Raw genomic sequence first — 26,694 nt, 5'->3', positions numbered from 1 at the left:
GGGGCAAACAGTAGCTAGCCGCCGCTGTGGACGGCCACCGGCGGTTGGCGCGCAGTGATATCAAACAGCGTGTACGCCAGGGTCAAATGCTTCACATCCTTGGGCATGTCGCGATCGACGATAAAACGCACCGGCATCTCGATGCGCTGGCCCGGCTGCAACACTTGCTGGGTAAAGCAAAAACATTCGGTCTTGTGGAAGTACATCGCCGCTTCCGCCGGGGAGATGCTCGGCACCGCCTGGGCGGTCATGGCCTTGTCCGTGGGGTTGTAGGCCACGAACAGCATCTCGGTGACCGCACCGGGATTGACCACCACCTCATCGGCCTTGGCATGGAACTCCCAGACCATGTCGATGGCGTTGGTGGAGAGGAACTGCACGCGCACCTGCCGTGAGGGATCCACCACCTGCGAGCCTTCGTACTGCCCGGCGGTCTTGCCGTTGATGCCGAATGCCTTGCACATCACGTCGTAGATCGGCACCAGGGCGAAGCCGAAGGCGAACATGGCGACCACCAGGATCAGCAGGCGGGTGACCAAGCGCCTGATTGGCACAGACTCAGCCATCACACACCCCCAGCTTTTGATTTTCTGTGGGAGCGGGCTTGCCCGCGATGAGGGCCTCACAGCCGACATTTGCAGCGCCTGACACACCGCCATCGCGGGCAAGCCCGCTCCCACAGGGGATCTGTGGCGGCCTGTTCATTTGACCTCCGGCGGCGTAGTAAAGGTGTGGTACGGCGCCGGCGAAGGCACGCTCCACTCCAGCCCTTCAGCCCCATCCCACGGCTTGGCCGGTGCCGGCGGGCCGCCACGGATGCACTTGATCACGATAAACAGGAAGAAGATCTGCGTGGCGCCGAACATGAACGCGCCAATCGACGACACCATGTTGAAGTCGGCGAACTGCAGGTTGTAGTCCGGCACCCGCCGCGGCATACCTGCCAACCCTACAAAGTGCATCGGGAAGAACGCCATGTTCATGCCCACGAAAGACAGCCAGAAGTGCAGCTTGCCCAGGGTTTCGTCGTACATGTGGCCGGTCCATTTCGGCAGCCAGTAGTAGGCCGAGGCGAAGATGCCGAAGATCGCGCCGGGCACCAGTACGTAATGGAAGTGCGCCACCACAAAGTAGGTGTCGTGGTACTGGAAGTCTGCCGGGGCAATCGCCAGCATCAACCCGGAGAAGCCGCCGATGGTGAACAGGATCACAAAGGCCACGGCAAACAGCATCGGCGTCTCGAAGGTCAGCGAGCCTTGCCACATGGTGCTGACCCAGTTGAACACCTTGACCCCCGTCGGCACGGCGATCAGCAAGGTCGCGTACATGAAGAACAACTCGCCCACCAGCGGAATGCCCACCACGAACATGTGGTGCGCCCACACGATGAACGACAGGAACGCGATGCTCGCCGTGGCGTACACCATCGAGGTGTAGCCGAACAACGGCTTGCGCGAGAAGGTCGGGATGATCGAGCTGACGGCACCAAAGGCCGGCAGGATCATGATGTACACCTCGGGGTGGCCGAAGAACCAGAACACATGCTGGAACAACACCGGGTCACCGCCACCGGCCGCGCTGAAGAAGCTGGTGCCGAAGTGGATGTCCATCAACATCATGGTCACGCAACCCGCCAGCACCGGCATCACCGCAATCAACAGGAACGCAGTGATCAGCCAGGTCCACACGAACAGCGGCATTTTCATCAAGGTCATGCCCGGCGCGCGCAGGTTGAGAATGGTGGCGACCACGTTGATCGCGCCCATGATCGAACTGATGCCCATCAGGTGAATGGCGAAGATGAAGAACGTCACGCTTTCCGGCGCATAGGTGGTGGAGAGCGGGGCGTAGAAGGTCCAGCCGAAATTGGGCCCGCCACCGGGGGTGAACAGGGTCGAGACCAGCAGCAGGAACGCCGCCGGCAGCAGCCAGAAGCTGAAGTTGTTCATGCGCGGCAGGGCCATGTCCGGCGCGCCGATCATCAGCGGGATCATCCAGTTGGCCAGGCCGACAAACGCCGGCATCACCGCGCCAAACACCATGATCAGGCCGTGCATGGTGGTCATCTGGTTGAAGAACGCCGGTTCGACGATCTGCAGGCCGGGCTGGAACAGTTCGGCACGGATCACCATGGCGAACGAACCACCAAGCAGAAACATGGCGAAGGCGAACCACAGGTACATCGTGCCGATGTCTTTGTGGTTGGTGGTCAGCACCCAACGCATCAGGCCTTTGGCGGGGCCGTGGGCGTGGTCGGCGTGACCATGGTCATCGATCACAGTGCTCATGGCCGTTCTCCTGCGGGCAAGTGGGCGGGGCCGGTCGAGTTGGACGCTCTGAAGTCAGTCATTTGCTTTCCGCCTGCTTGATGGCCAGCACGTCTTTGGGCGTGACCATGTCGCCTTTGTTGTTGCCCCAGGCGTTGCGCTCGTAGGTGACAACGGCGGCGATATCCACTTCCGAGAGCTGCTTGCCGAAGGCGGCCATCGCGGTACCGGGCTTGCCGTGGTAAACGATGCTCAGGTGGTCAGCCGCAGGGCCGGTGGCGATCTTCGAGCCCTTGAGCGCCGGGAACATCGGCGGCAGGCCCTGGCCTTCCGCCTGGTGACAGGCCACGCAGGTGGTGTGGTAGACCTTGTCGCCACGCGCCACCAGCTCTTCCAGCGTCCACTCTTTGGAGGTCAGTTCCTTGAGCTTGGCGGCTTCGTCTTTGCGCTCGGCCAACCAAGTGTCGTAGTCGGCCTTGGACTTGACCTCGACCACGATCGGCATGAAACCGTGATCCTTGCCACACAGCTCGGCGCATTGGCCGCGGTAGATGCCGGGCTTCTCGACGCGGGTCCAGGCCTCGTTGACGAAGCCGGGGATGGCGTCGCGCTTGACCGCAAAGGCCGGCACCCACCAGGAGTGGATCACGTCGGCGGCGGTCACCAGGAAGCGCACCTTGGCGCCCACCGGCAATACCAGCGGCTGATCGACCTCCAGCAGGTAGTGCTCGCCCTTGGTCGCCTGGTTATGGATCTGCTCGGCGGGGGTGGCCAGGTTGCTGAAGAACTCCACATCCTGGCCCAAGTATTTGTAGTGCCACTTCCACTGGTAGCCGGTGACCTGGATATCGATATCCGACTCACTGCTGTCGTAGATATTGATCAGGGTCTTGGTCGCCGGAATGGCCATTGCGACGAGGATCAGCAAGGGCACCACGGTCCAGAGGATCTCCACGGTGGTGCTCTCGTGGAACTTGGCCGCCACCTGGCCCGTGGACCGGCGGTGCAGGATCATCGACCAGAACATCGCGCCAAACACGATGATGCCGATCACCACACAGATCCAGAAAATGGTCATGTGCAGGTCAAACACAGCGTGGCTGACTTCAGTCGCCCCTGGCGCCATATTCGTGGTCCAGGCGGCGTGCGCCTGGCCGAATACCGACCACAACAGAAGGCCCATCCAAACGTGTGGATGTCGCGTCATTGCGGGTTCCCCTTATCGTTCTTGTTATCCCGCCGGTTTGCACCTGCGTCGAAGGGAGCGGCTTCCATACTGCTTACAACCGCTTAGCCTCACCTGCTTATGCAGTCTGGCGTCATCAGCTAATTGCTTACAAAACCGAGTATAGACAGCACCTGCAACCCCGCAATGTGTGGGGACAAATCAGCGAAAACAGACGGGCGGAGCCAATAAAACCGGGGGCGGAATCGTTTATCCGACGAACGATGGCATTTCGATATAACGCAGGCGCATAACCATGAAATAATTATGACAAATGCGTCTGAGGCGCTCGTATAAACGAGCTACCTTATCCTCTCCCTTTTCCTACGCCTGCATCACTGGAGCCCTCATGAACACCGCCGCATTGCGCGAGCAGATTTCCCGTGCCCATCAACACGAAGCCAGCACGGGCCAGCTGGCCCAGCAACTGGAAACCCAATTGCCGCACCTGCATTCGGCCATTTCTTTGGCTGACGGTGATCGCAACATTGTCATGACGCGCTTCGTGACCGCCTATATCGACCTCGTCCCGGATTTGCTCGACGCCGCCAACGACGTGGCCCGCGAGGCCGGTATCGAAAGCCAGATCAAGCCGGTGCTGAAAATCGCCGAGCAATTTTTCCTGCAGCCGCCCGCGATCCTCGCCGGGCACGAAGGGCTCGACGGCCTGCTGGACGAGGCCTACCTGGCCCATCGCCTGGTGGAAGAAGTAAACGATTTGTATATCAAGCATTTCGGCCAGCCGTTGATCCCGGCGGACACCACCGTCGCCAACCTGATTGCGCACCAACTGATCGGCGAAGCATTTGCCAACAGCCTGGATGAGGCCGTGCATCTGGCTGTGGATGAGATGCTCAACGAAGACAGCTTTGCGCTGGAGTCGGTGGAGGCTTATCGCGAAACGCTCAAGAGCCCGGACACGGAAGCGGCGTGGAAGCGCTGGCCGTGCCTGTCGCGCCAACTGGGTGTGGAGTTGGCGCTGGATCAACCAGCTTAAATCTCGCAGCCGATAACGGACCAATGTGTGTGTGGGAGCAGGCTTTTGTGGGAGCTGGCTTGCCTGCGATAGCATCACCTCAGTGCAACTGAAACACCGAGGTGCCTGCATCGCGGGCAAGCCCGGCTCCCACAAAAGCCAGCTCCCACATTTTTGATCCGGTTTCGTCAGCCAGTCGGTGCTGCTGAGCCTATCCCCGTCGTCATCCGCACCCGGCCTTCCAACCGGCGCTTCAACCCACGCGCCTCGATCACCAGTTTCGAGCCCTTCGCCGCATTGGCCCGCCCCCATTCCTCCAGCAACTCCAGGCAGGAATGGTCGATGTAACTCAGGTTGTTCAGCGGCACATGCACGGTCGTCCCCGCCGGCACCGTCGACAACACCTGGGTCAACGCCGGTACTTTCAGGAACGTCGCCGCACCACTCAAGCGCAGTTCCATCTCACCGTCCTGGGGCAGGTCGATCAGGCTCACCTTCAAGCGCGACGCCTTGAATGCCAGCTTCACCAGCGTGAGTCCGAAGCCCACCAGCACACCGGTCAGCAGGTCGGTAAAGATGATCGCCAGCGCCGTCGCCGCATAGGTGAACATCGGCATGCGCCCATAACGTCCCAACGCTTTGAATGCCTTGATGTCCACCAGCTTGATCCCGGTGTACACCAGCACACCCGCCAGGCTCGCCACCGGAATGCTTTGCAGCACACTCGACAGCAACAGCACGAATGCCAACAGCCACAGCCCGTGGAACATCGCCGATAAACGCGTGGTGGCACCGGCCTGAACATTGGCGGAGCTGCGCACGATCACGCCGGTCATCGGCAGGGCGCCGACCAGGCCGCACAACATGTTGCCGACACCTTGAGCGGACAATTCCTTGTCGAAATCCGAACGCTGGCCGTTGTGCATACGGTCCACCGCGGCGGCGGAGAGCAAGGTCTCGGCGCTGGCGATAAAGGCCACGGCGAATGCCGCGATCAACAGCTGAGGATCGGCCAGGTTCAAGAGGTCGCTGGGGCGCAGCCAGTCGATGGCGTCCGCGAGGTTTTCCGGGACTTCCACACGCTTGACTTGCAACGCCAGCATCAGGCTGACCAGCGTGGTCAGGCCCACTCCCAGCAACGCACCAGGCACAAAGCGCAGGGTTTTCGGACGAAGTTTGTCCCACAGGTACATCACCAGCATCGTCGATAACCCGAGCAAACCCGCCTGCCAACCCAGGCCGGGAATGGCCTGCGCCACTGCCGCCGGGAAGCCCGCCAGGTTATCCAACCCCGAAGGCTTGGGCACACCGTCGAGCATCACATGGATCTGCGACAGCACAATCAGCACGCCAATGCCTGCCAACATGCCATACACCACCGCCGGCGCCGTTACGCGGAACCAGCAGCCCAGGCGCAAACGCCCAGCCACCAGTTGCAGGAAGCCCGCCAGCAGGAGGATCGGCCCCAGCATCATCATTCCGTGTTGGCGCACCAGCTCAAACACCAACACCGCCAGGCCTGCCGCCGGGCCGCTGACTTGCAGCGGCGAGCCCGCCAGCCACCCGACGACCAGGCCACCGATGATCCCGGTGATCAACCCCTTGGCCGGCGGCATGCCGGACGCAATCGCAATACCCATGCACAAGGGCAGGGCGACCAGGAACACAACCACCGAGGCGAGCAGCTCCCGTGGTAATACAGCTTTCAATTGAGCAGCACGCATGATGACTCTCCCGAGGCATTCGCCGGGCGCGGTAATACCTGGCTGCATCCATGGCAGCCACCGCATTACCCGGCAGGGAAGTGTTTTAGAAGCGCGCTTTAGGCGTCGCGCAAGGGATTGGCCCTTCGCCGTTCAGGGGTCTGAACGTGGACTGATCGGCATCGTAGGCGCGGATTTCGCTGGTCTCGATGTTGTAGATCCAGCCATGGATAAACAAATGACCATTGGCCATGCGCGAAGCCACGGAAGGGTGGGTGCGCAAGTGTTGCAACTGGGCGATGACGTTTTCTTCGGTCAGCACCTTCATGCTTTCGCTTTCGTTGGCGCAGTCGCAGTTGTCATGGACCATGGTCTTGGCGACCTCGGCATGCCGCAGCCAGGCCTTTACCGTTGGCATTTTTTCCAGGCTGTCGGGGTTGAGCACCGCGCGCATCGCACCGCAATCGGAGTGCCCACAGACAATGATGTGCTGCACGCCCAGGGCGAGTACCGCGTACTCGATGGCCGTGGAAACACCACCATTCATCTGGCCGTAGGGCGGCACCACGTTGCCGACGTTACGGGTCACGAACAGGTCGCCCGGCGAACTCTGGGTAATCAGTTCGGGGACGATGCGCGAGTCGGCGCAGGTAATGAACATCGCCCGTGGGCTCTGGGCCGTGGCGAGTTTCTTGAAGAGTTCTTCCTGCTGGGGGAAGACGTCGTGATGGAAATGCAAAAAGCCGTCAACGATATGCTTTAGCGCTGCATCGGCGGTTTCCGCCACCTCTGGGGCTGAAGCCGACGCAGCCAACGGCTGTTTATCCTTATCACTCATGATTCATCCTCTTGGTTAATGCAGGGGAGTATTCAAGTGCGTTCGACGCCAGGCCAGTGCAATCGTTGCAAACGCCACAAACCAGGCCGCCGACTCATCAGTCACTCGCTGGACAAGGTAGCCGCCGAAACTTAACTCAAACTGAATGAACCGCTCTAGAACGCGGGTTTCAGTGATGTCAAAGTGAGACCATTCCTACAAATAAAGTGCACCTTTCCTCAACAGTCTACAACAACGCCATCTGCCTGCCTGGCGGACAGAACGCCGTGCAATCCAGATTGAATCCTTCCCGACGGTTAAGCCCCAGGCGTTTGATCGCCTTGCTGAAACGCTGGGCCAGCAGATCGGCAAAAGGCCCCTCGCCGCGCATGCGTACGCCGAAGCGGCTGTCATACACCTCACCACCGCGTACCTGGCGCACCAGGCTCATCACATGGGCCGCGCGCTGCGGGTAATGCGCCGCCAGCCACTCCTCGAACAACGGCGCCACCTCCAGCGGCAGGCGCAGCATCATGTACGCCGCACTTTGCGCGCCGGCAGCGTGTGCTTCGGTGAGCAGGCTTTCCAGCTCGCTGTCGTTGATCATCGGGATCATCGGCGAACACAACACGCCCACCGGGATGCCCGCCTCGCGCATCACCCGAATCGCCCGCAACCGTGCCTTGGGCGCCGCCGTGCGCGGTTCCAGGATGCGCTTGAGTTCGTCATCCAGGCTGGTGAGGCTGATCATCACGGCCACCAGCCGTTGCTTGGCCAACTCGGTGAGCAGGTCGAGATCGCGCAGGATCAGCGAGCCCTTGGTGATGATAGTCACCGGGTGCCGGTAGCGCAGCAGCACCTCCAGGGTTTGCCGGGTGATGCGGTACTCGCGCTCGATGGGCTGATAAGGGTCGGTGTTGGACCCCAGGTTGATCGGCGCACACACGTACCCCGGCTTCGACAGTTGCTGCTCCAGCACATCGGCGGCGTTGCTCTTGGCGATCAGCTTGGTCTCGAAATCCAGCCCCGGCGACATGTCCCAATAGGCATGGCTAGGCCGCGCATAACAGTAGATGCAGCCGTGCTCGCAGCCGCGATAAGGGTTGATCGAGCGATCAAACGGCAAGTCCGGCGAGTTGTTACGGGTGATGATGGTCTTGGCCGTTTCGATACGCACTTCGGTGCCTTGGGTCGGCGGCACTTCCTGATACCAGCCGTCGTCCTCGGCCACGCTGACGGTGGGCGCAAAGCGGTTATGCAGGTTGGTGGCCGTGCCCCGGCCACGGGGCGGCAGCGCAGTAGACATAAAAACGCCTCGATACTGTTTTTATATACAGTATCGAGGCGCGAGGTTTCTGACCAGTGCCGTTTGGCGGTCAGGGAACGATCAGTGCTTCTCGCGCAAGTCCGCCACGTCGCCGGCTTTCACCGGCGCGCCTTGGTTGCCCCAGCTGCCACGGATAAAGCTGACGACATCCGCCACCTCCTGGTCCGACAGGCGCCAGGCGAACGCCGGCATGGTAAAGGTGGACGGCGCCGCGTGGGTAGCCGGCAAGGTGCCGCCGTTCAACACGATGTTGATCAACGAGGTGGCATCCACCGTCTGCAACACCGGGTTGCCGGCCAGGGCCGGGAACACCCGCGTATAGCCATGGCCATCGGTGCGGTGGCAAGCGGCGCAGTTGTCGATGTACACAGAGGCGCCGCGCTGGCTGTCGTCGCCTTTCCACAGGGCCTCGGCAACCTGCTTGTCGTACTGGTGCGGCTGATCCTTGGGGTCTACCGCGGGCAGGCTCTTGAGGTAACGGGCGATAGCCGTCAGGTCATTTTCCGACATGTACTGCATGCTGTGGACGACCACATCGCTCATCCCGCCAAACACCGCGCTACGGTCGCTGCGGCCGGTCTTGAGGAATTGCACGAGTTGCGCCTCGCTCCAGCTGCCGAGGCCATCCTTGTGGTCGCCGCGCAGGCTTTTGGCGATCCAGCCCTCCAGCGGCGCACTGCCGGACAGGAACGCGCTGCCCTCGCTGGCACTCAGGGCTTTTTCCTGCATGGTCAGGGCCCGCGGCGTGTGGCAGGCGCCGCAGTGGCCGAACCCTTCCACCAGATAGGCGCCACGGCTGATCACCGGGTCGGCCTGCGCGGCTGGCTGCGCTTCGGCAACCTCAGGCGCAAACATCCAGCGCCACGCAGCCAACGGCCAGCGCATGCTCAACGGCCATGGAATATCACTGGCCTGGTTGTCCTGGGCCACCGGCTCCACACCCTTCATGAAGTACGCGTACAACGCCTGCATATCGCTATCGCTGACGCGTGCGTAAGACGGATAGGGCATTGCCGGGTAAAGCGTACTACCGCTCTTGGCGACGCCATGGCGCACGGCCTTGTCGAAGTCCTCGAAGCTGTAGTCGCCCAGGCCGCTCTTGTCCGGGGTGATGTTGGTGGAATAGATCACGCCAATCGGCGTTTCCATCGGCAGGCCGCCAGCGAACGGCTTGCCACCCTTGGCGGTATGGCAGGCCACGCAGTCACCGGCGCGGGCCAGGTATTCGCCCTGCTTGATCAGGTCGGTCTCGGCAGCGCTTACCGAGCAACTGCTGAACAGCGCCAGAGAGGCGATAACAAATGCTTTCATGGTCATCGCTCCTTATGCCTGAACCAGTGGGCCGGGGTTTTTCAGGTACTGCTCGCGGATCGCGCGGGCCGACCAATAGGTCAGCGCCGCCACCAGGCCGGTAGGGTTGTAGCCCAAGCCCTGTGGGAAAGCGGACGCGCCAGGGACAAACACGTTGTGTACATCCCAGCATTGCAGGTAACGGTTCAACGCACTGGTCTTGGGATCGGTGCCCATGATCGCGCCACCGTTGAGGTGGGTGGTCTGGTACGACGCGGTGTTGAAGTGCTCCCCGACTTTTTTGCCGAGCACGGCAATCGCCTTGGGGTTCATCGCCTCGGCGACCTTGCCCATTTTCTCGACCATGAAGCGGTTCATCTTGATGTCGTTTTCCTGCCAGTCGAACGTCATCCGCAACAACGGCTGGCCGTAGGCATCGCGGTACACCGGGTCCAGATCCAGGTAGTTGCCCCGGTAGGATTGATGCGCACCGTGGGCATCCATCGATACCTGGTGGGTGTAGTAATCGGCGGTCGCGCGCTTCCACGCACTGCCCCAGGCCGGTGTGCCCGGTGGGTTGGACGTGCCAGCAATCGGCCGGCTGCCGGCCTGGTTGACCCACATCGGCGAACCGCCCACAAAGCCATGGGGCCCGTGGTCGAAGTTGTCCGCGTTGAAGTCATCGATGGCCACGCCATTGCCGCCGGCTCCGATGAAGTTGTTGGTGTGGGTGTCCTTGTCGAAGAACGCCTTGATGGTGGCCATGTTCTGGTAGGCGAAGTTGCGACCGACCACGCCTTCATTGGTGATCGGGTCGTAAGGCTTGCCGATACCCGACAGCAGCATCAGGCGCACGTTGTGAAACTGGAACGCGCCAAGGATCACCAGGTCCGCCGGCTGCTCGCATTCGCGGCCTTGGGCGTCGATGTACGTCACGCCCGTAGCCTTGCGCTTGGTGCTGTCGAGATTGACCTTGAGCACGTGGGAATTAGGCCGCAGTTCAAAATTCGGCACCTGGCGCAGCGCCGGCAGGATGTTCACGTTCGGCGACGCCTTGGAATACATGTAGCACACGTAACCACTGCAAAAACCGCAGAAGTTGCACGGGCCCATCTGCGCGCCATAGGGGTTGGTGTAGGGCCCCGAAGTATTGGCTGATGGCAGGTTGTAGGGTTTATACCCAACGCTCGCGGCCGCCTTCTGAAACAGCTGTGCGGAGACGGTGTTTTTCTGCGACTCCAAGGGGAACGGGTTGGAACGATCCGGCGCATATGGGTTGCCGCCACGGCCTTCACCGACCAACTGGCCTTTGACGGTCCAGGCCTGGCCGGAGGTGCCGAAGACTTTTTCCGCGTAGTCGAAAAATGGTTCCAGCTCTTCATAGCTGACGCCGAAGTCCTGGATGGTCATGTCCTTGGGAATGAAGTTTTTGCCGTAGCGCTCTTCGTAATGGCTGCGCATGCGCAGCTCGATCGGATCAACACGAAAGTGCACGCCCGACCAATGCAGGCCCGCGCCACCGACGCCATTGCCCGGCAGGAACGCGCCCAGCTGACGGTTGGGCAGGGCGACGTCATTCACGCTATGGCGAATGGTCACCGTTTCCTTGGAGATGTCCTGGAAGAGTTTTTTACGCACGCTGTAGGTCAGTTCGTCGATGACCTGGGGATAGTTGCCGTCCGGGTAAGTGTCCTGCATCGGGCCGCGCTCCAGCGCTACCACGTTGAGGCCGGCTTCCGTCAGCTCCTTGGCCATGATCGCGCCGGTCCAGCCGAAGCCTACGATCACCGCATCCACTTTCTTCATGATGGTCGCCACGTTTATGCCCTCTCGCCGCGGATGGAAACTGCCGGGAAGGGGTATTGCTCGTTGCGTTCAACCCAGTCCATGAAATCGGCGCGGGCGCCGGGGAAGCCGATCATGGTCCAGCCGACCATGCCTTTGTTGCCGCCATGGATCGGGTCGCAGAAGAACCCTTCCTTGGTGTTTTGCAGCAGCAAGTTGAAGAAAATCTCCGGCGGCACCGCCTGGAAATGCGCGGCCACTTCACTGCCGCCAGCCTCCAGGCGACGCAACATATCGTCTCGGGTAGCGCTGTCTTGCGCAGCAAAAGCTTTACCGTTGAACGCTTTCGACCACGCATCCGTCGCGGCGATACCCAGGCGATAGATGTCCTTGGGCACCAGTTTGCTCTGCCAGCCCATTTCAGGCGGCGCATCGGCGTTGAACGGACCTTGCATAAACCACAGGGCGCCGCTGGCGTACGGGGTGTTCATCTGGCGGTCGATATATTCCGGTGCACCGGCTTCCAGCGCGCCTGGGCCTTGGGCATCAGCGGGGATCAACTGCGCCACGGCGGCGTTGATAAACGCCCACTCTACGGCCGTGAAGTAGCTTGGCTCGTAGGCCTTTTCACTAGCCGCAGGCTTGGCGGGAGCGGCCTGGGCCGGCTCGGACGTTGCCATCAGCATCGAGCCGCCAAGGCCAGTGCTGGCAACCGTGACCACCGGGATCAAGGTCAAGGATTTGCGTAAAAAGTCACGCCGGGGGTTGTCTTGATCTTGATCAGACATGGGTGCACCTCATCATGTGGTCACGGGTTTAGCAGCCGCTTCTGGGGAGCGGCTTGGGTATTTTTGGCAATCAATGGTTACAAATGATAGCAGCCTAAGGATCGAGAGGAATCGTTTCAGCGACTAAAGACTGAGGATTCACGAATCTTTGACGACCGCCTCACACCCCGTTGACCCCCCGTAAACCAATCTGCGGACCATTCCCCAACCCTCTGTCCGGTTAACGTCACCCATGTTCAAGCATCAATGGCTGTCGGCTCTTGGCCTCGCACTCGTGGCCTTGTTTACCCTCGTGCCTGCCCAGGCCGACGAGTCCACGTCCATTCGCTCGCCCGAATGGGCCCAGCCCGTGGGCAGCCAATACAACCTGCACCAGATGACGCCCACCCTGTATCGCAGCGCTTTACCCGACAGCAGCGCGGTGCCGCTGCTGCAACAACTGAAGATCGGCACCGTGATCAACTTCCTGCCGGAGTCCGACGCCAACTGGCTGAAAGCCCCCGGCATCCGTCAAGTTCAGCTGAGTTATCGCACTAACCATGTAGATGATTCCGACGTGCTGGCGGCACTCAGGGCGATCAAGGAAGCCGAAGCCAACGGCCCGGTGCTGATGCACTGCAAACACGGCTCCGACCGCACCGGCCTGATGGCGGCGATGTATCGAGTGGTGGTGCAGGGATGGAGCAAGGAAGATGCGCTGAACGAGATGACCCTAGGCGGCTTTGGCACCAGTAACGGCTTCAAGGACGGCGTTCGCTACATGATGAAGGCCGATACCGACAAGTTGCGTACAGCCCTGGCGAATGGCGATTGCAGCACCAGTGCATTTGCACTGTGCTCGATGAACAGTTGGCTCAACACGGCGGGAACGGGCCGTGTCGAGCCAAAGAGCGACGCAGGACTGACGGTAAAACCCTAAACGGGCGTCAGTCTTTTTTCAGCTTGGGATTGGGGAAGAACTGCACCGCCTGAACCTTCGGGTCAGCCGGCGCTTTCAACGCCGAGGTGTTGACCCGCGTGCCCAATTCCTTGGGCACCGACAAACCCTGGTCATTCAGTGTGTCGGTATAACCGCAGGCCACACATTCACGATGCGGCACGCTGTCTTCGGTCCACATCTTCAACTTGTCCGGCTCGCTGCACGCCGGGCAGACCGCCCCGGCGATAAATTGCTTTTTGGTGATCACAGGCCCTTCACTCATGCTGCCGCGTCCTCACTCAGGCCGCTGTGGCGCAAGAGTGCGTCAATCGACGGCGCCCGTCCGCGGAAATCGACGAACAACACCATCGGTTCCTGGGAACCGCCACGGGCCAGGATCGCCTCGCGGAAGGCGCGGCCGGTCTCGGCATTCAATACACCTTCTTCTTCAAACTTGGAGAAGGCATCGGCCGACAGCACTTCGGCCCACTTGTAGCTGTAGTACCCCGCCGCATAACCGCCAGCGAAAATGTGCGCAAAGCTATTGGGGAAACGGTTGTAGGCCGGCGGACGCATCACCGAGACCTCATCGCGCACGCCTTCCAGCACCTGGGCCACGCTGCGACCGTCGCCGTGGGTGGCGTGCAGTTCAAAGTCGAACAGCGAGAATTCCAACTGGCGCACCATCATCAGGCCGGACTGGAAGTTTTTCGCCGCGAGCATTTTTTCCAGCAGGTCCTGGGGCAGCGGCTCAGCGCTTTCATAGTGGCCCGAGATCAGCGCCAGGCCTTCCGGCTCCCAGCACCAGTTCTCCATGAACTGGCTCGGCAACTCCACCGCATCCCACGCAACGCCATTGATACCGGACACACCCGCATGTTCAACGCGAGTCAGCAGGTGGTGCAGGCCGTGGCCGAATTCGTGGAACAGCGTCGTCACTTCGTCGTGGGTCAGCAGGGCAGGCTTGCCGCTGTCGGCCGGGGTGAAGTTGCACACCAGGTTGGCCACCGGGCTTTGCAGTACGCCGTCAATGGTGCGGCGACGGTCGCGCGCGCCGTCCATCCAGGCGCCGCCACGTTTGTTGGCGCGGGCGTACAGGTCGAAGAAGAAGCGACCGACGTGCTGGCCGTTTTCCTTGATTTCAAACAGGCGTACATCCGGGTGCCAGGTGTCGAAGCCCTTCTGCTCGGCAATCTCGATGCCGTACAGGCGTTGCACGATGGCAAACAGGCCGCCGAGCACTTTGTCGATGGGGAAGTAGGCGCGCAGCGCTTCCTGGGACACGCTGTAGCGCTGCTCACGGAGTTTTTCGCCGTAGAAACCGCTGTCCCAGCTTTGCAGGTCGGCGCAGCCTTGTTCGGCCGCGTAAGCCTTGAGCTGTTGCAGGTCCTGGGCGGCAAACGGCTTGCTGCGCTTGGCCAGGTCGCGCAGGAAGCTCAGCACCTGGTCGCTGGACTCGGCCATCTTGGTGGCCAGGCTCAGTTCGGAGAAGGACGCATAGCCCAACAGCTTGGCCAGTTCCTGACGCAAGTCGAGGATCTGTTCCATCACCGGGCCGTTATCGTTCTGACCGGCATTCGGGCCTTGGTCCGACGCACGGGTGCAGTAGGCCGCGTAGACTTCTTCGCGCAGGGCGCGGTCGTGGGCGTAGGTCATTACCGCGTAGTAGCTCGGAAATTCCAGGGTGATCAGCCAGCCATCCAGGTCTTTGGATTGGGCAGCGGCGGCCATTTGGGCCTTGGCCGAGTCGGTCAGGCCGGCGAGGGTGGCTTCCTCGGTCACGTGTTTGGTCCAGGCCTGGGTCGCGTCCAGCAACTGGTTGGAGAACTTGCTGCCCAGCTCGGACAGTTTGCTCTGCACTTCGGCGTAGCGTTTTTGCTGCTCCGGCGGCAAGTCGATACCCGACAGGCGGAAGTCGCGCAGGGAGTGTTCCAGAATGGTTTTTTGCGCCACGTCAAAACCGGCGGCTTCCGGGCTGCTGGCCAGGGCTTCGAAGGCCTGGAACAGCTCGCGGTTCTGGCCCATCTCAGTGGAGTAGGCGCTCAACGCCGGCAGGCAGCTTTCATAGGCCTCACGCAGTTCGGCGCTGTTGCACACGGCGTTGAGGTGGCTGACCGGGCTCCAGGCGGCGCCCAGGCGGTCGTTCAGTTCGTCCATGGCCAGCACCAGGCCGGCCCACGTCGGATTTTTCCCCTGGCTTTGCAGGATGCCTTCGATGGCAACGCGGTTGTCAGCGAGGATCTGTTCGATGGCCGGCTGTACGTGCTCGGCACGGATCGCCGAGAACGGCGGCAGGTCGTAGGACTGCAAAAGCGGGTTGTTCGCGCTCACGGTGGGTACCTTGGCTGAAGACATGTAAGAACAAAGATGGGGCCATCTTAATTACAATCAACGCCCACCGCAGCTATCAGCAAAAGAGAGAGAGGCTATCGTGACCCTTCGCACCTATCAGAACCACACGCCAACCCTGGGCGCCGGGGCTTTTGTCGATATTTCGGCGGTGGTGATCGGCGATGTCGAAATCGGCTCCGACAGCTCCGTCTGGCCGCTGACCGTGATTCGCGGCGACATGCACCGCATCCGTATTGGCGCACGCACCAGCGTGCAGGATGGCTGCGTGCTGCACATCACCCATGCCGGGCCGTTCAACCCGGACGGTTTCCCGCTGCTGATCGGCGACGACGTGACCATCGCCCACAAGGTCATGCTGCATGGTTGCACGGTGGGCAGCCGCATCCTGATCGGCATGGGCAGCATCGTCATGGATGGCGCCGTGGTGGAAGATGACGTGATCATCGGCGCCGGCAGCCTGGTGCCGCCGGGTAAGAAGCTCGACAGCGGCTACTTGTACGTGGGCAGCCCGGTTAAACAGATCCGCCCTCTGACTGACAAGGAACGCGCGTTTTTCACCTACAGCGCGGCGAACTACGTGAAACTCAAAGACCTGCACCTGGCTGAAGGATTCGATCAATGACCCTGCATTACCCCACTGTCCTCTTCGACCTGGATGGCACCCTGACCGATCCGCGTGAAGGCATCACCCGCTCGATCCAGTACGCCCTCGCCAAACTCGGCATCGACGAGCCGGACCTGACCAAGCTCGAACACTTTATCGGCCCACCGTTGCTGCAAGCGTTCATGCAGTTCTACGGCTTCGACGAAGCCAAAGCGTGGGAAGCGGTGAACTTCTACCGCGAGCGCTTCAAGGTCACCGGGCTGTATGAGAACCGCGTATTCGACGGCGTGCTGCCGCTGCTGGAAGAGCTGAACAGCCAGGGCCGCCAACTGTATGTCGCCACCTCCAAGCCGTGGGAATTTGCCCGCGAGATCGCCAGGCATTTCGACTTTGCCAAGCACTTCAAGGTGATCTACGGCAGCGAGCTGGACGGTACGCGCACCAACAAGGTGGAGTTGATTGCCCATCTGATGCGCGAAGAAGGCCTGGACCCGGCAACCACCTTGATGATTGGTGACCGCAAACACGACCTGATCGGCGCCCGCAGCAATGGCCTGGATTCCGCGGCAGTGGGGTATGGGTTTGGCAGTTTTGAAGAGCTGAATGCCGAGGCGCCGACTTGGCACTTTGAGACGTTGGCCGAGATGCACCAGGCGTTTTTGCGGCAGCCTTGAGACCGCTATCGCAGGCAAGCCAGCTCCCACATTTGAGGGTATTCACAAATCAATAATGTGGGAGCTGGCTTGCCTGCGATGAGGCCCTAAATCCCACCCATCTCCAACTGCTTCAACGCCACCTTACGCTGCCCCACCGGCAACCCACCCATCCTCTCCACCGCCGCATAAAACCTCAGCCAATCCCCACCTTCCTGCCGAAACAACGCCGCAAACGCCGGCACCCACTGGTCATACAACCCAAACGGCAACAACCGCGCATTGTTCATCGGCAAGTTGATCCAGGCGTCATAACGCTTGTCGCCCGCCCACTGGCTGTCACGCATCTGCCGATAATCGCTGCGCAGGCGCTCGAATTCCGCCGCTTTGGCCGCGCGCATCGCATCGGCCGCCAAAGGTTGGGCGTAGACCTTTTCCAACCGCTGACGGGTATCGAGGATCAGCTGGATAAACTGGTCGCGTTGCTGCAACGCCGCGTTGTTGCTCGGCGCCAGCCCACGCGCCGCACGCCACTGCCGCGTGCCTTCCTGCTCGACGAAATTGGCAAATGACTCGTTGAACTCGGTGTCGTCCTTCACATAAAACCGCTGGTGCGCCAGCTCATGAAAAATCAGCGTGGCCAAGCGCTCATCACCCCAGTTCATCATCGAGTTGAGGATCGGATCGTTGAACCAACCCAGGGTGGAATAGGCCTCGACGCCGCCAATCGACACGTCCATGCCCCGCAGGCGCAACAATGCCGCCTCACCCCGCGCCGCGCCCTGGTTGTAGTAGCCGCGATAGGCCACGCAACCGGCGATCGGGAAGCAGTGGGTTTCAGGCGAGAGCGAAAATTCTGTGGTGGCAAACACATTCCAGACGACATAGGGCCGGCCGATGTCGGCGTACAGCCGGTAACTCTGGTTGTCAGGCAAGTGCAGGTGCTCACTGGCAAACGTGCGCGCCTTCTGTGATTGCGCCAGATGCTCACGCAGCAGCGGCGGCCGCGCGGGGTCGGCGATGACTTGGGCAACCGGCTCGCGGGCCCGCAACAATTGCCACTGGCCGCTGGCCAACTGCCCGTAATAACTGATGCTTGAGCAGCCGCTGAGCAGCACAACCATCAACCCTGGGAAAAAACGCCTGACCATGTACCGAATGCTCCTGGGACTTTTCCACGCCATGGGGTGTTTATACTCAAGGGGCGCCTGCTGCATCAGGCCCATTTCTTTTCTTCCATTGAGTACACGCCATGCGCCAGCTGTTGCTTGCCATCACCGTCCTGTTTCTCAGCGCATGCGCTTTGACGCCGTTGCCAGCGGTCGATCCGCAGCAAGCCTGGGTCGATTTCGCCACCCCGACACCCAACGCCAAACTGGTGATGGCCCAGCGCCTGGACGGCAAGAACCTCGATGACGGTCGTTTCTTCCAGATGCCGCCCGGCAGCCACGAGTTGATGGTGCGCTTTGATTTCGAAGTGCCAACGGGCAGCGGCTTCGGCGGGCTGGGGCAGACTACCGAACGCACCTGCTTCATGACCCTGCAGTACGACCACTTCCAGGCGGGCCAACGTTATGTACTGGAAGGCCGTTCGCTGGCCTTCACGCCGAATATCCGGCTCTACAACGCGGCGCGTCAGTTGCTGGCAGAGGAGCGCAGCGTCAACTGCATCTGATCAGTCGTTGTTCCTCTGGTAGATGATGGCCTTGGTGCCGTTCTCACAGCTGCCGACGACCATGGCCACGTCGTGCTTGTCGGCTTCTTCCTTGCTGACGATTTCCAGGGTGTAGGACGGAACCGCGTTCGCCTGGATCTTGACCTCGATCTCCTTACGCAGCTCTTCACAATCTTTGGGCGCGGCCACGGCCGAGGTGGCCAATACGCCGCAGATGATCGCCAAGGCAAAACGTTTCATGTGTGTAGCTCCCTGAATGCATGCGCACGGGTGTGCGCCTAGGCTGCAATGGCTATTCGACCATAGTTTGCACACGCAGGTTCTGATTTAACGCAAAACCAAATGTGGGAGCGGGCTTGCTCGCGAATGCGGTGTATCAGAAACACATTCAGTGCCTGACACTCCGCTTTCGCGAGCAAGCCCGCTCCCACATTTTTAGATCTGCGGTGTTAGCTAACCAGCGTGGCATCCAGGGTTATTTTCGCATTCAACACCTTGGATACCGGGCACCCTTCCTTGGCCTTTGTGCTCAGTTCTTCGAACTGTGCCTGGCTCGCGCCGGGAATCTTGGCCTTGAGGATCAGGTGCACCGCCGTGATCGCAAAGCCGCCATCGACCTGGTCCAGCGTCACTTCAGCCTGGGTATCGATGCTGTCAGCCTTGAGCCCGGCATCGCCGAGAATCATGGAAAAGGCCATGGAGAAACAACCGGCATGCGCCGCCCCGATCAATTCCTCAGGGTTGGTGCCCTTGCCCCCTTCGAAACGTGCCTTAAAGCCGTAGGGCGCTTCGCGCAACACCCCGGTTTCCGTGGAGATGGAACCCAGGCCCGTCTTCAAATCACCTTCCCAATGCGCGGATGCTTTTTTCACGATACTCATAGCGGTCTCCTCGAACGGTGGTTTTGCGTAAGTAAGGGTTCTGAGGATAGTCGGACCGGCAAAGTTCATCCTGTCGGAGAAACCTAGCAATCAAGTAGGAAATTTCGGTATCCGCTATTGAATCTCGGGTATATGCCCTCATTGCATAGACCATGCACATGAAGCGGCAGGTTTTGATTCGTCTAGACAGCCTGCGCGCCCCCTTGGAGAAGCAGGCTTATGAAATCGCTGTCCGACGTGAAGTTCTCGACCCTCGACCTCGTGCCCGTGCGCGCCAACGGCAGCCCGGCGCAGTCGTTGCGCAATTCCCTGGACCTGGCCCAGCATGTGGAAAAGTTCGGCTACAACCGTTTCTGGGTGGCTGAACACCACAACATGGACGGCATCGCCAGTTCGGCCACCTCGGTGTTGCTCGGCTACCTGGCCGGTGGCACCTCGACGATTCGCGTCGGTTCCGGCGGCGTGATGCTGCCCAACCATGCGCCATTGGTAATCGCCGAGCAGTTCGGCACCCTGGAAAGCCTCTATCCCGGGCGTATCGACCTGGGCCTGGGCCGCGCGCCCGGCTCCGACCAGATGACCGCCCGCGCCCTGCGCCGTGAGCGCTCCGGCAGCGCCGACGACTTCCCCGAAGACGTCGCCGAGCTGATGGCCTACCTCGGCCCGCGCACCCCAGACCAACGCATCATCGCCGTACCCGGCACCGGCACCAACGTCCCGGTGTGGCTGCTGGGTTCCAGCCTGTTCAGCGCGCAATTGGCCGGTGAGCGCGGTTTGCCCTACGCCTTCGCCTCCCACTTCGCACCGCGCTTGATGCACGAGGCGATTCGCGTCTACCGCAATCACTTCAAGCCTTCAGCGGTTCTGGATAAGCCCTACGTGATGCTCGGCATTCCCCTGGTCGCCGCCGACACCGATGAGCAGGCTGACTACCTGGCCACGTCGGTGTACCAACGCATCCTCGCGCTGATGCGCGGGCAAAGCCTGGTGCAACGCCCACCGGTGAAGAGCATGGAAGGCCTGTGGCTGCCCCATGAAAAAGATGCGGTGGGCAGTTTCCTTGGCTTGGCGATGGTCGGCAGCCCGGCAAAAATCCGCGCCAAACTGGAAGTGCTGGTGGAACAAACTGGCGCCGACGAGCTGATCTTTACCTGCGACCTGTACGAACACGCCGACCGGATTCGTTCCTACGAATTGCTGGCGCAGTTGATGAAGGGTTAATCCCTTCAGGCGAAAAAAAACCGACGCACTCGCGTCGGTTTTTTATGTCTGCGACACGGGATCAACCGCGCTTGTAGACGATTTCCTTGGTGCCGCCTTCACAGCTACCGACCACTTTAGCGTCGGTAGAAGCACCTTTCTCCACCACCTCCAGCGAATAACCCGAAGCGCCCTTGGCGTCGATTTTCGCTGCAATCTCGCTTTTCAGCTCGTCACAAGGCTTGCCGGCCGCCAGGGCTGTGCCCGCAATGCTCAACAAACCTACTGCCAACAGAAACTTCTTCATCCGTTACTTTCCTTGCGCTATTCGAAAAGAGCGTGCCGACGCTCGTGGCATCGGCACCCATTGGTTGTAGCGCAGGTTATGGCAATCAGCCAGTTAGCAAAGTTCAACTACTGGCAATTCGGAATCCCACCTTGAGCGTGACCTGGAAGTGCGCGGCCTTGCCATCCTTGATGTGACCACGGGTATCAACCACCTCAAACCATTCCAGGTGCTTGATGCTTTTGTTGGCCTCGGCCAGGGCGTTGTTGATGGCATCTTCGATGCTGGAGGTGGACGAGCCCACCAATTCGACTTTCTTGTAGGTGTGATGATCAGACATGAGGTTTCTCCTGAGGGTCGTCAATAAAGCCTAGCAGTCAATGTTCATACTGCTTCTGGCGACCGTTCCTACGCGAAAGTTCAGATTTACTGCACTTTCTGAAACCACGGGAGTCGGTATCTACACACGCCACTCAATCACTTCAGGAGAGTCCACATGGCCAACACTTCTTTACGCAAAGCGTCGCTGGAAAGCATGGAAGCCGAGATTTCGAGCCTGCTCAAGTCTCTGGAAAGCCTCAAGGACGATGCGTCTGACGAGTCGCGCAAGACCTTGAAGGCCCTGAAAAGCAATGCCGAGAATGCCCTCAAGCACTCCCGCCACCTGATCAGCGATGCCTACGAAGAAAGCAAAGTGAAAATCCGCGAAACCGGTGTTGCTACCCGGGACTACGCACAGGAACACCCATGGACTACAGCCGGCGTTGCTGTAGGTGCGCTGGGCCTGCTGGCCGCGTACTTGCTGTGCAAACGCAGTGACTAATCCGGCTGGCGCAACAGCTCAGCCTTGAGCCACTGCGCCAGTTGCCCGGCGCGCCCGTCTGCGGCGCGCTTGGGCAGCCACAACGCCAGGTGCGCCGGGGTTTCGCTGAAACCCCACGGTGCCACCAACCGGCCCGCACGCAAGTCCTCGGCCACCAGCGGTTCGGGCGCAATAGCCACGCCAAGCCCGGCTACCGCGGCTTCCAGCAAATAATACAAATGCTCAAAGCCCTGGCCGTGTTTCAACGCGCCGGGCGTGATGCCGTGCTGCTGCGCCCAACTGGGCCAGGCTTGCGGGCGGGATGTGGTGTGCAGCAGCGCCTCAGCGCACAGGGCCGAAGCCGGCGCGTGGCGCAAACGCTCATAACCGGCGAAACGCGGGCTCATCACTGGCCCGATGCGTTCGCTGGCCAACGCGTACACCTGCATATCCGCAGGCCAAGGCGGCTCGGCGAATACCAGCAGGGCGTCCAGGCCTGGGCGACGGGGGTCAAGGTCACCATCACCCGCCGACAGGTGCAAGCGCAGGTCCGGCAGGTCAGCGTTCAAGCGGCCCAGGCGCGGGATCAGCCAGCGCGCCAGCAAACTCCCCGAGCAACCCAGAACGAAGGGCGCCTCGGCACTGGCCTGGGTCAGTTCGGCGCACACATCCCTTAACCGCTCGAACGCCTCCGCGCTGGCGTCCCGCAGACGGATACCCGCATCTGTGAGTTTAAGGCCGCGCCCGTCCTTGACGAACAGGCCCACGCCCAAATGTTCTTCCAGCACCTTTAACTGCCGGCTGACCGCACCGTGGGTCACGTGCAATTGCTCGGCTGCCTGACTGACGCTGTTCAGTCGCGCTGTAGCTTCAAATGCCCGCAGGGCATTGAGGGGCGGAAGGTCTCGGCTCATCTGTGAGTTTTCCTGACAGGTTGCGGCGATCTTATCGGTTTTCAGGCCACAGCGTGAGGGGTAGAGTGGCCGTCATTGTTTCCTACACCCCTTCTTTCCTGGAGCGTCCCATGACTCAGTCCCAGACCGACCTACGCAACGGCCCAGACGCCAACGGCCTGTTTGGCGCGTTCGGCGGCCGCTACGTCGCTGAAACCCTGATGCCGTTGATCCTCGACCTGGCCCGCGAATACGAAGCGGCCAAGATCGATCCGGCGTTCAACGAGGAATTGGCCTACTTCCAACGGGACTACGTCGGCCGCCCAAGCCCACTGTATTTCGCCGAACGCCTCACCGAATTCTGCGGCGGCGCCAAGATCTACCTCAAGCGCGAAGAGCTGAACCACACCGGCGCGCACAAGATCAACAACTGCATCGGCCAGATCCTGTTGGCACGGCGTATGGGCAAGAAACGCATCATCGCCGAGACCGGCGCCGGCATGCACGGCGTGGCCACCGCCACCGTCGCTGCACGTTTCGGCCTGCAATGTGTGATCTACATGGGCACCACCGACATCGAGCGCCAGCAGGCCAACGTGTTCCGCATGAAGCTGCTGGGCGCGGAAGTGATCCCAGTGGTCGCCGGCACTGGCACGCTCAAGGACGCGATGAACGAAGCCCTGCGCGACTGGGTAACCAACGTTGATAGCACCTTCTATCTGATCGGTACCGTGGCTGGCCCACACCCTTACCCGGCAATGGTCCGCGACTTCCAGGCGGTGATCGGCAAGGAAACCCGCACCCAACTGCAAGCCCAGGAAGGCCGCCTGCCGGACAGCCTGGTGGCGTGCATCGGCGGCGGCTCCAACGCCATGGGCTTGTTCCACCCGTTCCTCGACGACACCAGCGTGGAAATCATCGGCGTTGAAGCCGCTGGCCACGGCATCGAAACCGGCAAGCACGCCGCCAGCCTCAACGGCGGCGTACCCGGTGTATTGCACGGCAACCGCACCTTCCTGTTGCAGGACGACGACGGCCAGATCATCGACGCCCACTCGATCTCTGCCGGCCTCGATTACCCGGGCATCGGCCCGGAACACGCGTGGTTGCATGACATCGGCCGCGTCCAGTACACCTCGGTGACCGACGACGAAGCCCTCGACGCCTTCCACAAATGCTGCCGCCTGGAAGGGATTATTCCTGCACTGGAAAGCGCCCACGCCCTGGCCGAAGTGTTCAAACGCGCACCGACGTTGCCGAAGGATCACCTGATGGTGGTTAACCTTTCCGGCCGCGGCGACAAAGACATGCAGACCGTGATGCACCACATGGAACAATCGCAGCAGGAGAAACACTAAATGAGCCGCCTGCAAACCCGCTTCGCCCAGCTTAAAGAACAAAACCGCGCCGCCCTGGTGACCTTCGTCACCGCTGGCGACCCGGGTTATGACACCTCGCTGGCCATCCTTAAAGGCCTGCCCGCCGCTGGCGCCGACGTGATCGAGTTGGGCATGCCCTTCACCGACCCAATGGCCGATGGCCCGGCGATCCAACTGGCCAACATCCGCGCGCTGGAAGCCAAGCAGAACCTGCTGAAAACCCTGCAAATGGTCCGCGAGTTCCGCAAGGACAACAGCGAAACCCCGCTGGTGCTGATGGGTTACTTCAACCCGATCCACAAATATGGCGTGCCGAAGTTCATCGCCGACGCCAAGGAAGCCGGCGTCGACGGCCTGATCGTGGTCGACATGCCACCCGAGCATAACGGCGAGCTGTGCGACCCGGCCCAGGCCGCAGGTATCGACTTTATCCGCCTGACCACGCCGACCACCGACGACGTGCGCCTGCCTACCGTGCTCAACGGCAGCTCCGGCTTTGTGTACTACGTGTCGGTGGCCGGTGTGACCGGTGCCGGTGCCGCCACCCTGGAACACGTCGAAGAAGCCGTGACCCGCCTGCGTCGCCATACCGACCTGCCGATCAGCATCGGTTTTGGTATCCGCACTCCGGAGCAAGCGGCGGCCATCGCCCGTTTGGCCGACGGCGTAGTGGTCGGTTCGGCATTGATCGATCACATCGCCACTGCGAAAAATGATCAGCAGGCCATCGATGGCGTGCTGGGACTGTGTGCAGCGCTGTCGGAAGGTGTCCGCAGCGCCCGTAAGTAAGCGGCTCGTAAGCGGTAGGTAAAGTTCCTGATACAGAGGAATCATCCTGTCGATCCGCTACCTAAACTGACAAGACCAAGGGATTTCGAACCTCGTTCGAAATCCCTTTTTGTTGTTTGTGCAGCTGAGGAAGCCCCCAATGAAAATGCCTAAAACCGTGATTGCCAGTCTTGGCGTGCTGGTCCTCGGCGCCAGCGCCCTGGTGCAGGCCGCGCCGAATGATCAGGGCGGTCCTGACCGTGGCGGCCCGCAAGGCCAGCACGAACAGCAGCGTGGCAACGACCATCGCGGCCCGCAGGACAACCGTCGCGGCGGCCCACCCCAGGACTTCGGCCCGGTACGCCAGGTGATCCGCGACAACCACGGCCAGTTCTCCCGTGGCGCACCGCCACCGCCGAATGTGCGCCTGGTGCGAGGCCAGCCACTGCCCCATGGTTACTACGGCGAACGCCTGGACAGCCGCGCCCTGGCACGCCTGCCGGTGTACCAAGGTTATGAGTGGCGCCGTTCGGGGCCGGATGTGGTGTTGATTGCCGTAGGAACCGGCATCGTCTACGAGATTCTCGACGGCGTGCTCAACTAAGGCTTTTCATTCAACTCTATGCGCTCGACCTTACCCACCAGCAGTATGTAGGACAGCGCCCCAAGCAACGCCAGCACCGCGATATAGGTAATCGCCGGTGCAAACGAATCACCACTGGCCAAGAAGCCAATCACGATCGGCGTGGCAATCGCCGACAGGTTACCGATGAAGTTGAACACCCCACCGGTCAGCCCCAACAGGCGCGCCGGTGCCAGGGTCGACACCAAGGACCAGGTAATCGACGCCAACCCGTTACCAAAGAACGCCAGCGCCAGGAACGCGATTACCCACGCCGTCGAGTCCACATAGTTGGCGCCGATGATTGCCGTGGAAATCAGCAACCCGCCAATGATCGGCAACTTGCGCGCAAAGCCCACCGAGGCGCCCCGGCGAATCAGCCAGTCGGAAAAGATCCCGGAACACAGCACGCCGACAAACGCGGCGAGAAACGGCAGTGACGCCAGCAGGCCGGACTTGATGAAGTCCATGCCGCGATATTTCACCAGGTAGGTGGGGAACCATGTCAGGAAAAACCACAGCGTGGAGTTCAGGCAGAACTGCCCCAGGTAGATGCCCCAGAGCTTGCGCTTGCTCAACACAATGCCCAGGTCCACCCAGCTGAACGGCGCCTTCTTGGCTTTTTCCTGCATGTCCACCAGGCCGCCGCCTTCGCGGATCAGTTCGATTTCTGCTGCGTTGGCGCCTTTGAAATCCTTCGGCTCGCGGTACACCGCGTACCAGATCGCCGCCCACAGAATGCCCACGCCACCGGTGACGACAAACACCATGTGCCAGCCGAACGCATGCTGCAACCAGGCCAGTACCGGCGTCAGAAACGCCAGCCCGACAAATTGCCCGGAGGTGTAGAAACCAATCGCCGTGGCACGTTCACGCTCAGGGAACCAAGTGGTGACCACGCGGCTATTGATCGGATACGCGGGGGCTTCCAGCGCGCCCACGGCCATACGCAACACAAACAGCGCGATAAAGCTGGCGGCAAATCCGAGCATCACGGTGGCGATGGACCACAGCAGCAGGGCGGCGGTATAGAGAATGCGCGGCGGCACGCGGTCCACCAGCCAGCCACCGGGGATCTGCATCGCGGCGTAGGTCCAGCCGAATGCGGAGAAAATCAGCCCGACGTGCACCGGGTCAATGCCCAGCTCACTGGTCAGTGCCGGGGCGGCAATCGACAGGTTGCTGCGGTCGAGGTAGTTGATGACCACGGTGATAAACAGCAACACCATGATGAAGTAGCGCTTTCGGGTAGGCGTAACTAAAGAAGCCTGGCCGGTGAAGGATTCAGGATGCATGAGGGGGTGCCTCTTCTTATGTTTATTGAGGACAAATCTTCACTGTCAGAACACGGTCAGTGTGGGAGCTGGCTTGAACTGGTCCAGTAATTTCGGACATTCTTTTCGGTTCTCACGCTGCTAGCTTTTCCGCCGCTATCGGTGAGTGATAACCGTTGTAGCTGTGGCGCCTTACGCTGTTGTATCG

At 60.9% G+C, this 26,694-nt stretch carries 28 protein-coding genes; 10 read left to right on the top strand and 18 right to left on the bottom strand.

Translation table 11 applies throughout. The features are described from left to right. Positions 1 to 14 precede the first annotated feature (14 nt). The 3 genes from J1G37_RS23510 to coxB form a co-directional block, all read right to left on the bottom strand. A complete protein-coding gene (locus J1G37_RS23510; RefSeq protein WP_207045642.1) occupies positions 15 to 566 on the bottom strand; it encodes a cytochrome c oxidase assembly protein in 552 nt (183 codons plus the stop codon). Between the two features lie 135 nt (positions 567 to 701). After that, on the bottom strand, positions 702 to 2,288 hold the full coding sequence (gene ctaD, locus J1G37_RS23505; RefSeq protein ID WP_124527070.1) for a cytochrome c oxidase subunit I: 1,587 nt from the start codon (positions 2,286 to 2,288) through the stop codon (positions 702 to 704). A 58-nt stretch (positions 2,289 to 2,346) separates the two neighbouring features. After that, entirely contained in the window at positions 2,347 to 3,474 is a 1,128-nt protein-coding gene (gene coxB / locus J1G37_RS23500) for a cytochrome c oxidase subunit II (protein ID WP_207045640.1), read from the bottom strand. A gap of 367 nt (positions 3,475 to 3,841) precedes the next feature. Here coxB and J1G37_RS23495 point away from each other — a divergent pair, with 367 nt between their 5' ends. Next, positions 3,842 to 4,489, top strand: a complete 648-nt coding sequence (locus tag J1G37_RS23495; RefSeq protein ID WP_017734712.1) for a hypothetical protein — start codon at positions 3,842 to 3,844, stop codon at positions 4,487 to 4,489. Positions 4,490 to 4,656: 167 nt separating this feature from the next. Here the strand turns inward: J1G37_RS23495 and J1G37_RS23490 are convergent, their stop codons facing one another. The 6 genes from J1G37_RS23490 to J1G37_RS23465 form a co-directional block, all read right to left on the bottom strand. Next, on the bottom strand, positions 4,657 to 6,192 hold the full coding sequence (locus tag J1G37_RS23490) for a SulP family inorganic anion transporter (protein WP_207045638.1): 1,536 nt from the start codon (positions 6,190 to 6,192) through the stop codon (positions 4,657 to 4,659). An 85-nt stretch (positions 6,193 to 6,277) separates the two neighbouring features. Further along, complete coding sequence (locus tag J1G37_RS23485; protein WP_124527067.1) at positions 6,278 to 7,009, bottom strand: carbonic anhydrase; 732 nt, start codon at positions 7,007 to 7,009, stop codon at positions 6,278 to 6,280. 226 nt (positions 7,010 to 7,235) lie between these two features. Next, positions 7,236 to 8,294 (bottom strand): PA0069 family radical SAM protein, encoded by a 1,059-nt coding sequence (locus tag J1G37_RS23480; RefSeq protein ID WP_207045635.1) that lies wholly within the window; start codon positions 8,292 to 8,294, stop codon positions 7,236 to 7,238. Between the two features lie 81 nt (positions 8,295 to 8,375). After that, positions 8,376 to 9,626 (bottom strand): cytochrome c, encoded by a 1,251-nt coding sequence (locus tag J1G37_RS23475; protein WP_207045634.1) that lies wholly within the window; start codon positions 9,624 to 9,626, stop codon positions 8,376 to 8,378. 12 nt (positions 9,627 to 9,638) lie between these two features. Beyond that, a complete protein-coding gene (locus tag J1G37_RS23470) occupies positions 9,639 to 11,423 on the bottom strand; it encodes a GMC family oxidoreductase (protein ID WP_207045632.1) in 1,785 nt (594 codons plus the stop codon). Between the two features lie 2 nt (positions 11,424 to 11,425). Continuing rightward, positions 11,426 to 12,178, bottom strand: coding sequence for a gluconate 2-dehydrogenase subunit 3 family protein (locus tag J1G37_RS23465; protein ID WP_207045630.1), 753 nt, complete (start codon positions 12,176 to 12,178; stop codon positions 11,426 to 11,428). A 232-nt stretch (positions 12,179 to 12,410) separates the two neighbouring features. Here J1G37_RS23465 and J1G37_RS23460 point away from each other — a divergent pair, with 232 nt between their 5' ends. Further along, entirely contained in the window at positions 12,411 to 13,097 is a 687-nt protein-coding gene (locus tag J1G37_RS23460) for a tyrosine-protein phosphatase (protein ID WP_207045628.1), read from the top strand. 7 nt (positions 13,098 to 13,104) lie between these two features. On the opposite strand, the gene J1G37_RS23455 is transcribed toward J1G37_RS23460, so the two are convergent. Both J1G37_RS23455 and prlC read right to left on the bottom strand, forming a co-directional pair. Beyond that, positions 13,105 to 13,380, bottom strand: coding sequence for a YheV family putative zinc ribbon protein (locus J1G37_RS23455; RefSeq protein ID WP_017528719.1), 276 nt, complete (start codon positions 13,378 to 13,380; stop codon positions 13,105 to 13,107). Beyond that, a complete protein-coding gene (gene prlC / locus J1G37_RS23450) occupies positions 13,377 to 15,452 on the bottom strand; it encodes an oligopeptidase A (protein ID WP_207045625.1) in 2,076 nt (691 codons plus the stop codon). Before prlC ends, J1G37_RS23455 begins: the two co-directional genes overlap by 4 nt. Positions 15,453 to 15,528: 76 nt before the next feature. On the opposite strand from prlC, the gene J1G37_RS23445 reads away from it, so the two are divergent. Then, positions 15,529 to 16,071 carry a gamma carbonic anhydrase family protein gene (locus J1G37_RS23445; protein ID WP_207045624.1) on the top strand — a complete coding sequence of 181 codons (543 nt, stop codon included), beginning with the start codon at positions 15,529 to 15,531 and terminating at the stop codon, positions 16,069 to 16,071. Beyond that, positions 16,068 to 16,727: an HAD family hydrolase gene (locus J1G37_RS23440; RefSeq protein ID WP_207045623.1), complete on the top strand. Its 660-nt coding sequence runs from the start codon at positions 16,068 to 16,070 to the stop codon at positions 16,725 to 16,727. The genes J1G37_RS23445 and J1G37_RS23440 overlap by 4 nt, the downstream gene beginning before the upstream one ends. A gap of 86 nt (positions 16,728 to 16,813) precedes the next feature. Here the strand turns inward: J1G37_RS23440 and J1G37_RS23435 are convergent, their stop codons facing one another. Next, positions 16,814 to 17,857, bottom strand: coding sequence for an aminopeptidase (locus tag J1G37_RS23435; protein WP_207045622.1), 1,044 nt, complete (start codon positions 17,855 to 17,857; stop codon positions 16,814 to 16,816). 101 nt (positions 17,858 to 17,958) lie between these two features. Between J1G37_RS23435 and J1G37_RS23430 the strand changes: the two genes are divergently transcribed. After that, positions 17,959 to 18,381: a hypothetical protein gene (locus J1G37_RS23430; protein ID WP_207045621.1), complete on the top strand. Its 423-nt coding sequence runs from the start codon at positions 17,959 to 17,961 to the stop codon at positions 18,379 to 18,381. Here J1G37_RS23430 and J1G37_RS23425 read toward each other — a convergent pair whose 3' ends face one another. After that, positions 18,382 to 18,621, bottom strand: a complete 240-nt coding sequence (locus J1G37_RS23425) for a DUF1161 domain-containing protein (protein WP_159932240.1) — start codon at positions 18,619 to 18,621, stop codon at positions 18,382 to 18,384. It lies immediately after the preceding gene. Positions 18,622 to 18,830: 209 nt separating this feature from the next. After that, positions 18,831 to 19,262 (bottom strand): OsmC family protein, encoded by a 432-nt coding sequence (locus tag J1G37_RS23420; protein WP_207045620.1) that lies wholly within the window; start codon positions 19,260 to 19,262, stop codon positions 18,831 to 18,833. Positions 19,263 to 19,481: 219 nt separating this feature from the next. On the opposite strand from J1G37_RS23420, the gene J1G37_RS23415 reads away from it, so the two are divergent. Then, entirely contained in the window at positions 19,482 to 20,483 is a 1,002-nt protein-coding gene (locus tag J1G37_RS23415; RefSeq protein WP_207045619.1) for an LLM class flavin-dependent oxidoreductase, read from the top strand. 61 nt (positions 20,484 to 20,544) lie between these two features. Here the strand turns inward: J1G37_RS23415 and J1G37_RS23410 are convergent, their stop codons facing one another. Then, the gene (locus J1G37_RS23410) at positions 20,545 to 20,769 is read right to left on the bottom strand and encodes a DUF1161 domain-containing protein (RefSeq protein ID WP_017734728.1); all 225 of its coding nucleotides are present in this window, start codon (positions 20,767 to 20,769) and stop codon (positions 20,545 to 20,547) included. 103 nt (positions 20,770 to 20,872) lie between these two features. Beyond that, entirely contained in the window at positions 20,873 to 21,088 is a 216-nt protein-coding gene (locus tag J1G37_RS23405; RefSeq protein ID WP_003220389.1) for a dodecin, read from the bottom strand. Positions 21,089 to 21,244: 156 nt separating this feature from the next. Here J1G37_RS23405 and J1G37_RS23400 point away from each other — a divergent pair, with 156 nt between their 5' ends. Continuing rightward, on the top strand, positions 21,245 to 21,571 hold the full coding sequence (locus J1G37_RS23400; protein ID WP_207045618.1) for a DUF883 family protein: 327 nt from the start codon (positions 21,245 to 21,247) through the stop codon (positions 21,569 to 21,571). Here the strand turns inward: J1G37_RS23400 and J1G37_RS23395 are convergent. Next, positions 21,568 to 22,464, bottom strand: coding sequence for a LysR family transcriptional regulator (locus J1G37_RS23395; protein WP_207045617.1), 897 nt, complete (start codon positions 22,462 to 22,464; stop codon positions 21,568 to 21,570). The two genes, J1G37_RS23400 and J1G37_RS23395, sit on opposite strands and share 4 nt — an antisense overlap. A gap of 110 nt (positions 22,465 to 22,574) precedes the next feature. Here J1G37_RS23395 and trpB point away from each other — a divergent pair, with 110 nt between their 5' ends. From trpB to J1G37_RS23380, 3 genes are all read left to right on the top strand, one after another. Continuing rightward, a complete protein-coding gene (gene trpB / locus J1G37_RS23390; protein ID WP_017734731.1) occupies positions 22,575 to 23,801 on the top strand; it encodes a tryptophan synthase subunit beta in 1,227 nt (408 codons plus the stop codon). After that, positions 23,802 to 24,611: a tryptophan synthase subunit alpha gene (gene trpA, locus J1G37_RS23385; RefSeq protein ID WP_124527052.1), complete on the top strand. Its 810-nt coding sequence runs from the start codon at positions 23,802 to 23,804 to the stop codon at positions 24,609 to 24,611. Positions 24,612 to 24,750: 139 nt separating this feature from the next. Beyond that, on the top strand, positions 24,751 to 25,194 hold the full coding sequence (locus tag J1G37_RS23380) for an anti-virulence regulator CigR family protein (RefSeq protein WP_124527051.1): 444 nt from the start codon (positions 24,751 to 24,753) through the stop codon (positions 25,192 to 25,194). Here J1G37_RS23380 and J1G37_RS23375 read toward each other — a convergent pair. Continuing rightward, positions 25,191 to 26,507 carry an MFS transporter gene (locus tag J1G37_RS23375; RefSeq protein WP_207045616.1) on the bottom strand — a complete coding sequence of 439 codons (1,317 nt, stop codon included), beginning with the start codon at positions 26,505 to 26,507 and terminating at the stop codon, positions 25,191 to 25,193. The genes J1G37_RS23380 and J1G37_RS23375 overlap by 4 nt on opposite strands. Positions 26,508 to 26,694 lie beyond the last annotated feature (187 nt).

The organism is Pseudomonas sp. Marseille-Q1929, assembly GCF_017316265.1.
GTDB lineage: Bacteria > Pseudomonadota > Gammaproteobacteria > Pseudomonadales > Pseudomonadaceae > Aquipseudomonas.
Note: the sequence above shows the minus strand (reverse complement) of the source record. Positions and strands in the feature narration are given on the sequence as shown.

Coding starts and splice junctions, on each gene's coding strand:
- coxB (WP_207045640.1), bottom strand. CDS start 3,474: ATGACGCGACATCCACACGTTTGGATGGGCCTTCTGTTGTGGTCGGTA.
- trpA (WP_124527052.1), top strand. CDS start 23,802: ATGAGCCGCCTGCAAACCCGCTTCGCCCAGCTTAAAGAACAAAACCGC.
- J1G37_RS23460 (WP_207045628.1), top strand. CDS start 12,411: ATGTTCAAGCATCAATGGCTGTCGGCTCTTGGCCTCGCACTCGTGGCC.
- J1G37_RS23430 (WP_207045621.1), top strand. CDS start 17,959: ATGCGCCAGCTGTTGCTTGCCATCACCGTCCTGTTTCTCAGCGCATGC.
- J1G37_RS23485 (WP_124527067.1), bottom strand. CDS start 7,009: ATGAGTGATAAGGATAAACAGCCGTTGGCTGCGTCGGCTTCAGCCCCA.
- J1G37_RS23405 (WP_003220389.1), bottom strand. CDS start 21,088: ATGTCTGATCATCACACCTACAAGAAAGTCGAATTGGTGGGCTCGTCC.
- J1G37_RS23425 (WP_159932240.1), bottom strand. CDS start 18,621: ATGAAACGTTTTGCCTTGGCGATCATCTGCGGCGTATTGGCCACCTCG.
- J1G37_RS23490 (WP_207045638.1), bottom strand. CDS start 6,192: ATGCGTGCTGCTCAATTGAAAGCTGTATTACCACGGGAGCTGCTCGCC.
- trpB (WP_017734731.1), top strand. CDS start 22,575: ATGACTCAGTCCCAGACCGACCTACGCAACGGCCCAGACGCCAACGGC.
- J1G37_RS23455 (WP_017528719.1), bottom strand. CDS start 13,380: ATGAGTGAAGGGCCTGTGATCACCAAAAAGCAATTTATCGCCGGGGCG.
- J1G37_RS23440 (WP_207045623.1), top strand. CDS start 16,068: ATGACCCTGCATTACCCCACTGTCCTCTTCGACCTGGATGGCACCCTG.
- J1G37_RS23465 (WP_207045630.1), bottom strand. CDS start 12,178: ATGTCTGATCAAGATCAAGACAACCCCCGGCGTGACTTTTTACGCAAA.
- prlC (WP_207045625.1), bottom strand. CDS start 15,452: ATGTCTTCAGCCAAGGTACCCACCGTGAGCGCGAACAACCCGCTTTTG.
- J1G37_RS23420 (WP_207045620.1), bottom strand. CDS start 19,262: ATGAGTATCGTGAAAAAAGCATCCGCGCATTGGGAAGGTGATTTGAAG.
- J1G37_RS23495 (WP_017734712.1), top strand. CDS start 3,842: ATGAACACCGCCGCATTGCGCGAGCAGATTTCCCGTGCCCATCAACAC.
- J1G37_RS23435 (WP_207045622.1), bottom strand. CDS start 17,857: ATGGTCAGGCGTTTTTTCCCAGGGTTGATGGTTGTGCTGCTCAGCGGC.
- J1G37_RS23410 (WP_017734728.1), bottom strand. CDS start 20,769: ATGAAGAAGTTTCTGTTGGCAGTAGGTTTGTTGAGCATTGCGGGCACA.
- J1G37_RS23510 (WP_207045642.1), bottom strand. CDS start 566: ATGGCTGAGTCTGTGCCAATCAGGCGCTTGGTCACCCGCCTGCTGATC.
- ctaD (WP_124527070.1), bottom strand. CDS start 2,288: ATGAGCACTGTGATCGATGACCATGGTCACGCCGACCACGCCCACGGC.
- J1G37_RS23475 (WP_207045634.1), bottom strand. CDS start 9,626: ATGAAAGCATTTGTTATCGCCTCTCTGGCGCTGTTCAGCAGTTGCTCG.
- J1G37_RS23375 (WP_207045616.1), bottom strand. CDS start 26,507: ATGCATCCTGAATCCTTCACCGGCCAGGCTTCTTTAGTTACGCCTACC.
- J1G37_RS23395 (WP_207045617.1), bottom strand. CDS start 22,464: ATGAGCCGAGACCTTCCGCCCCTCAATGCCCTGCGGGCATTTGAAGCT.
- J1G37_RS23415 (WP_207045619.1), top strand. CDS start 19,482: ATGAAATCGCTGTCCGACGTGAAGTTCTCGACCCTCGACCTCGTGCCC.
- J1G37_RS23400 (WP_207045618.1), top strand. CDS start 21,245: ATGGCCAACACTTCTTTACGCAAAGCGTCGCTGGAAAGCATGGAAGCC.
- J1G37_RS23480 (WP_207045635.1), bottom strand. CDS start 8,294: ATGTCTACTGCGCTGCCGCCCCGTGGCCGGGGCACGGCCACCAACCTG.
- J1G37_RS23380 (WP_124527051.1), top strand. CDS start 24,751: ATGAAAATGCCTAAAACCGTGATTGCCAGTCTTGGCGTGCTGGTCCTC.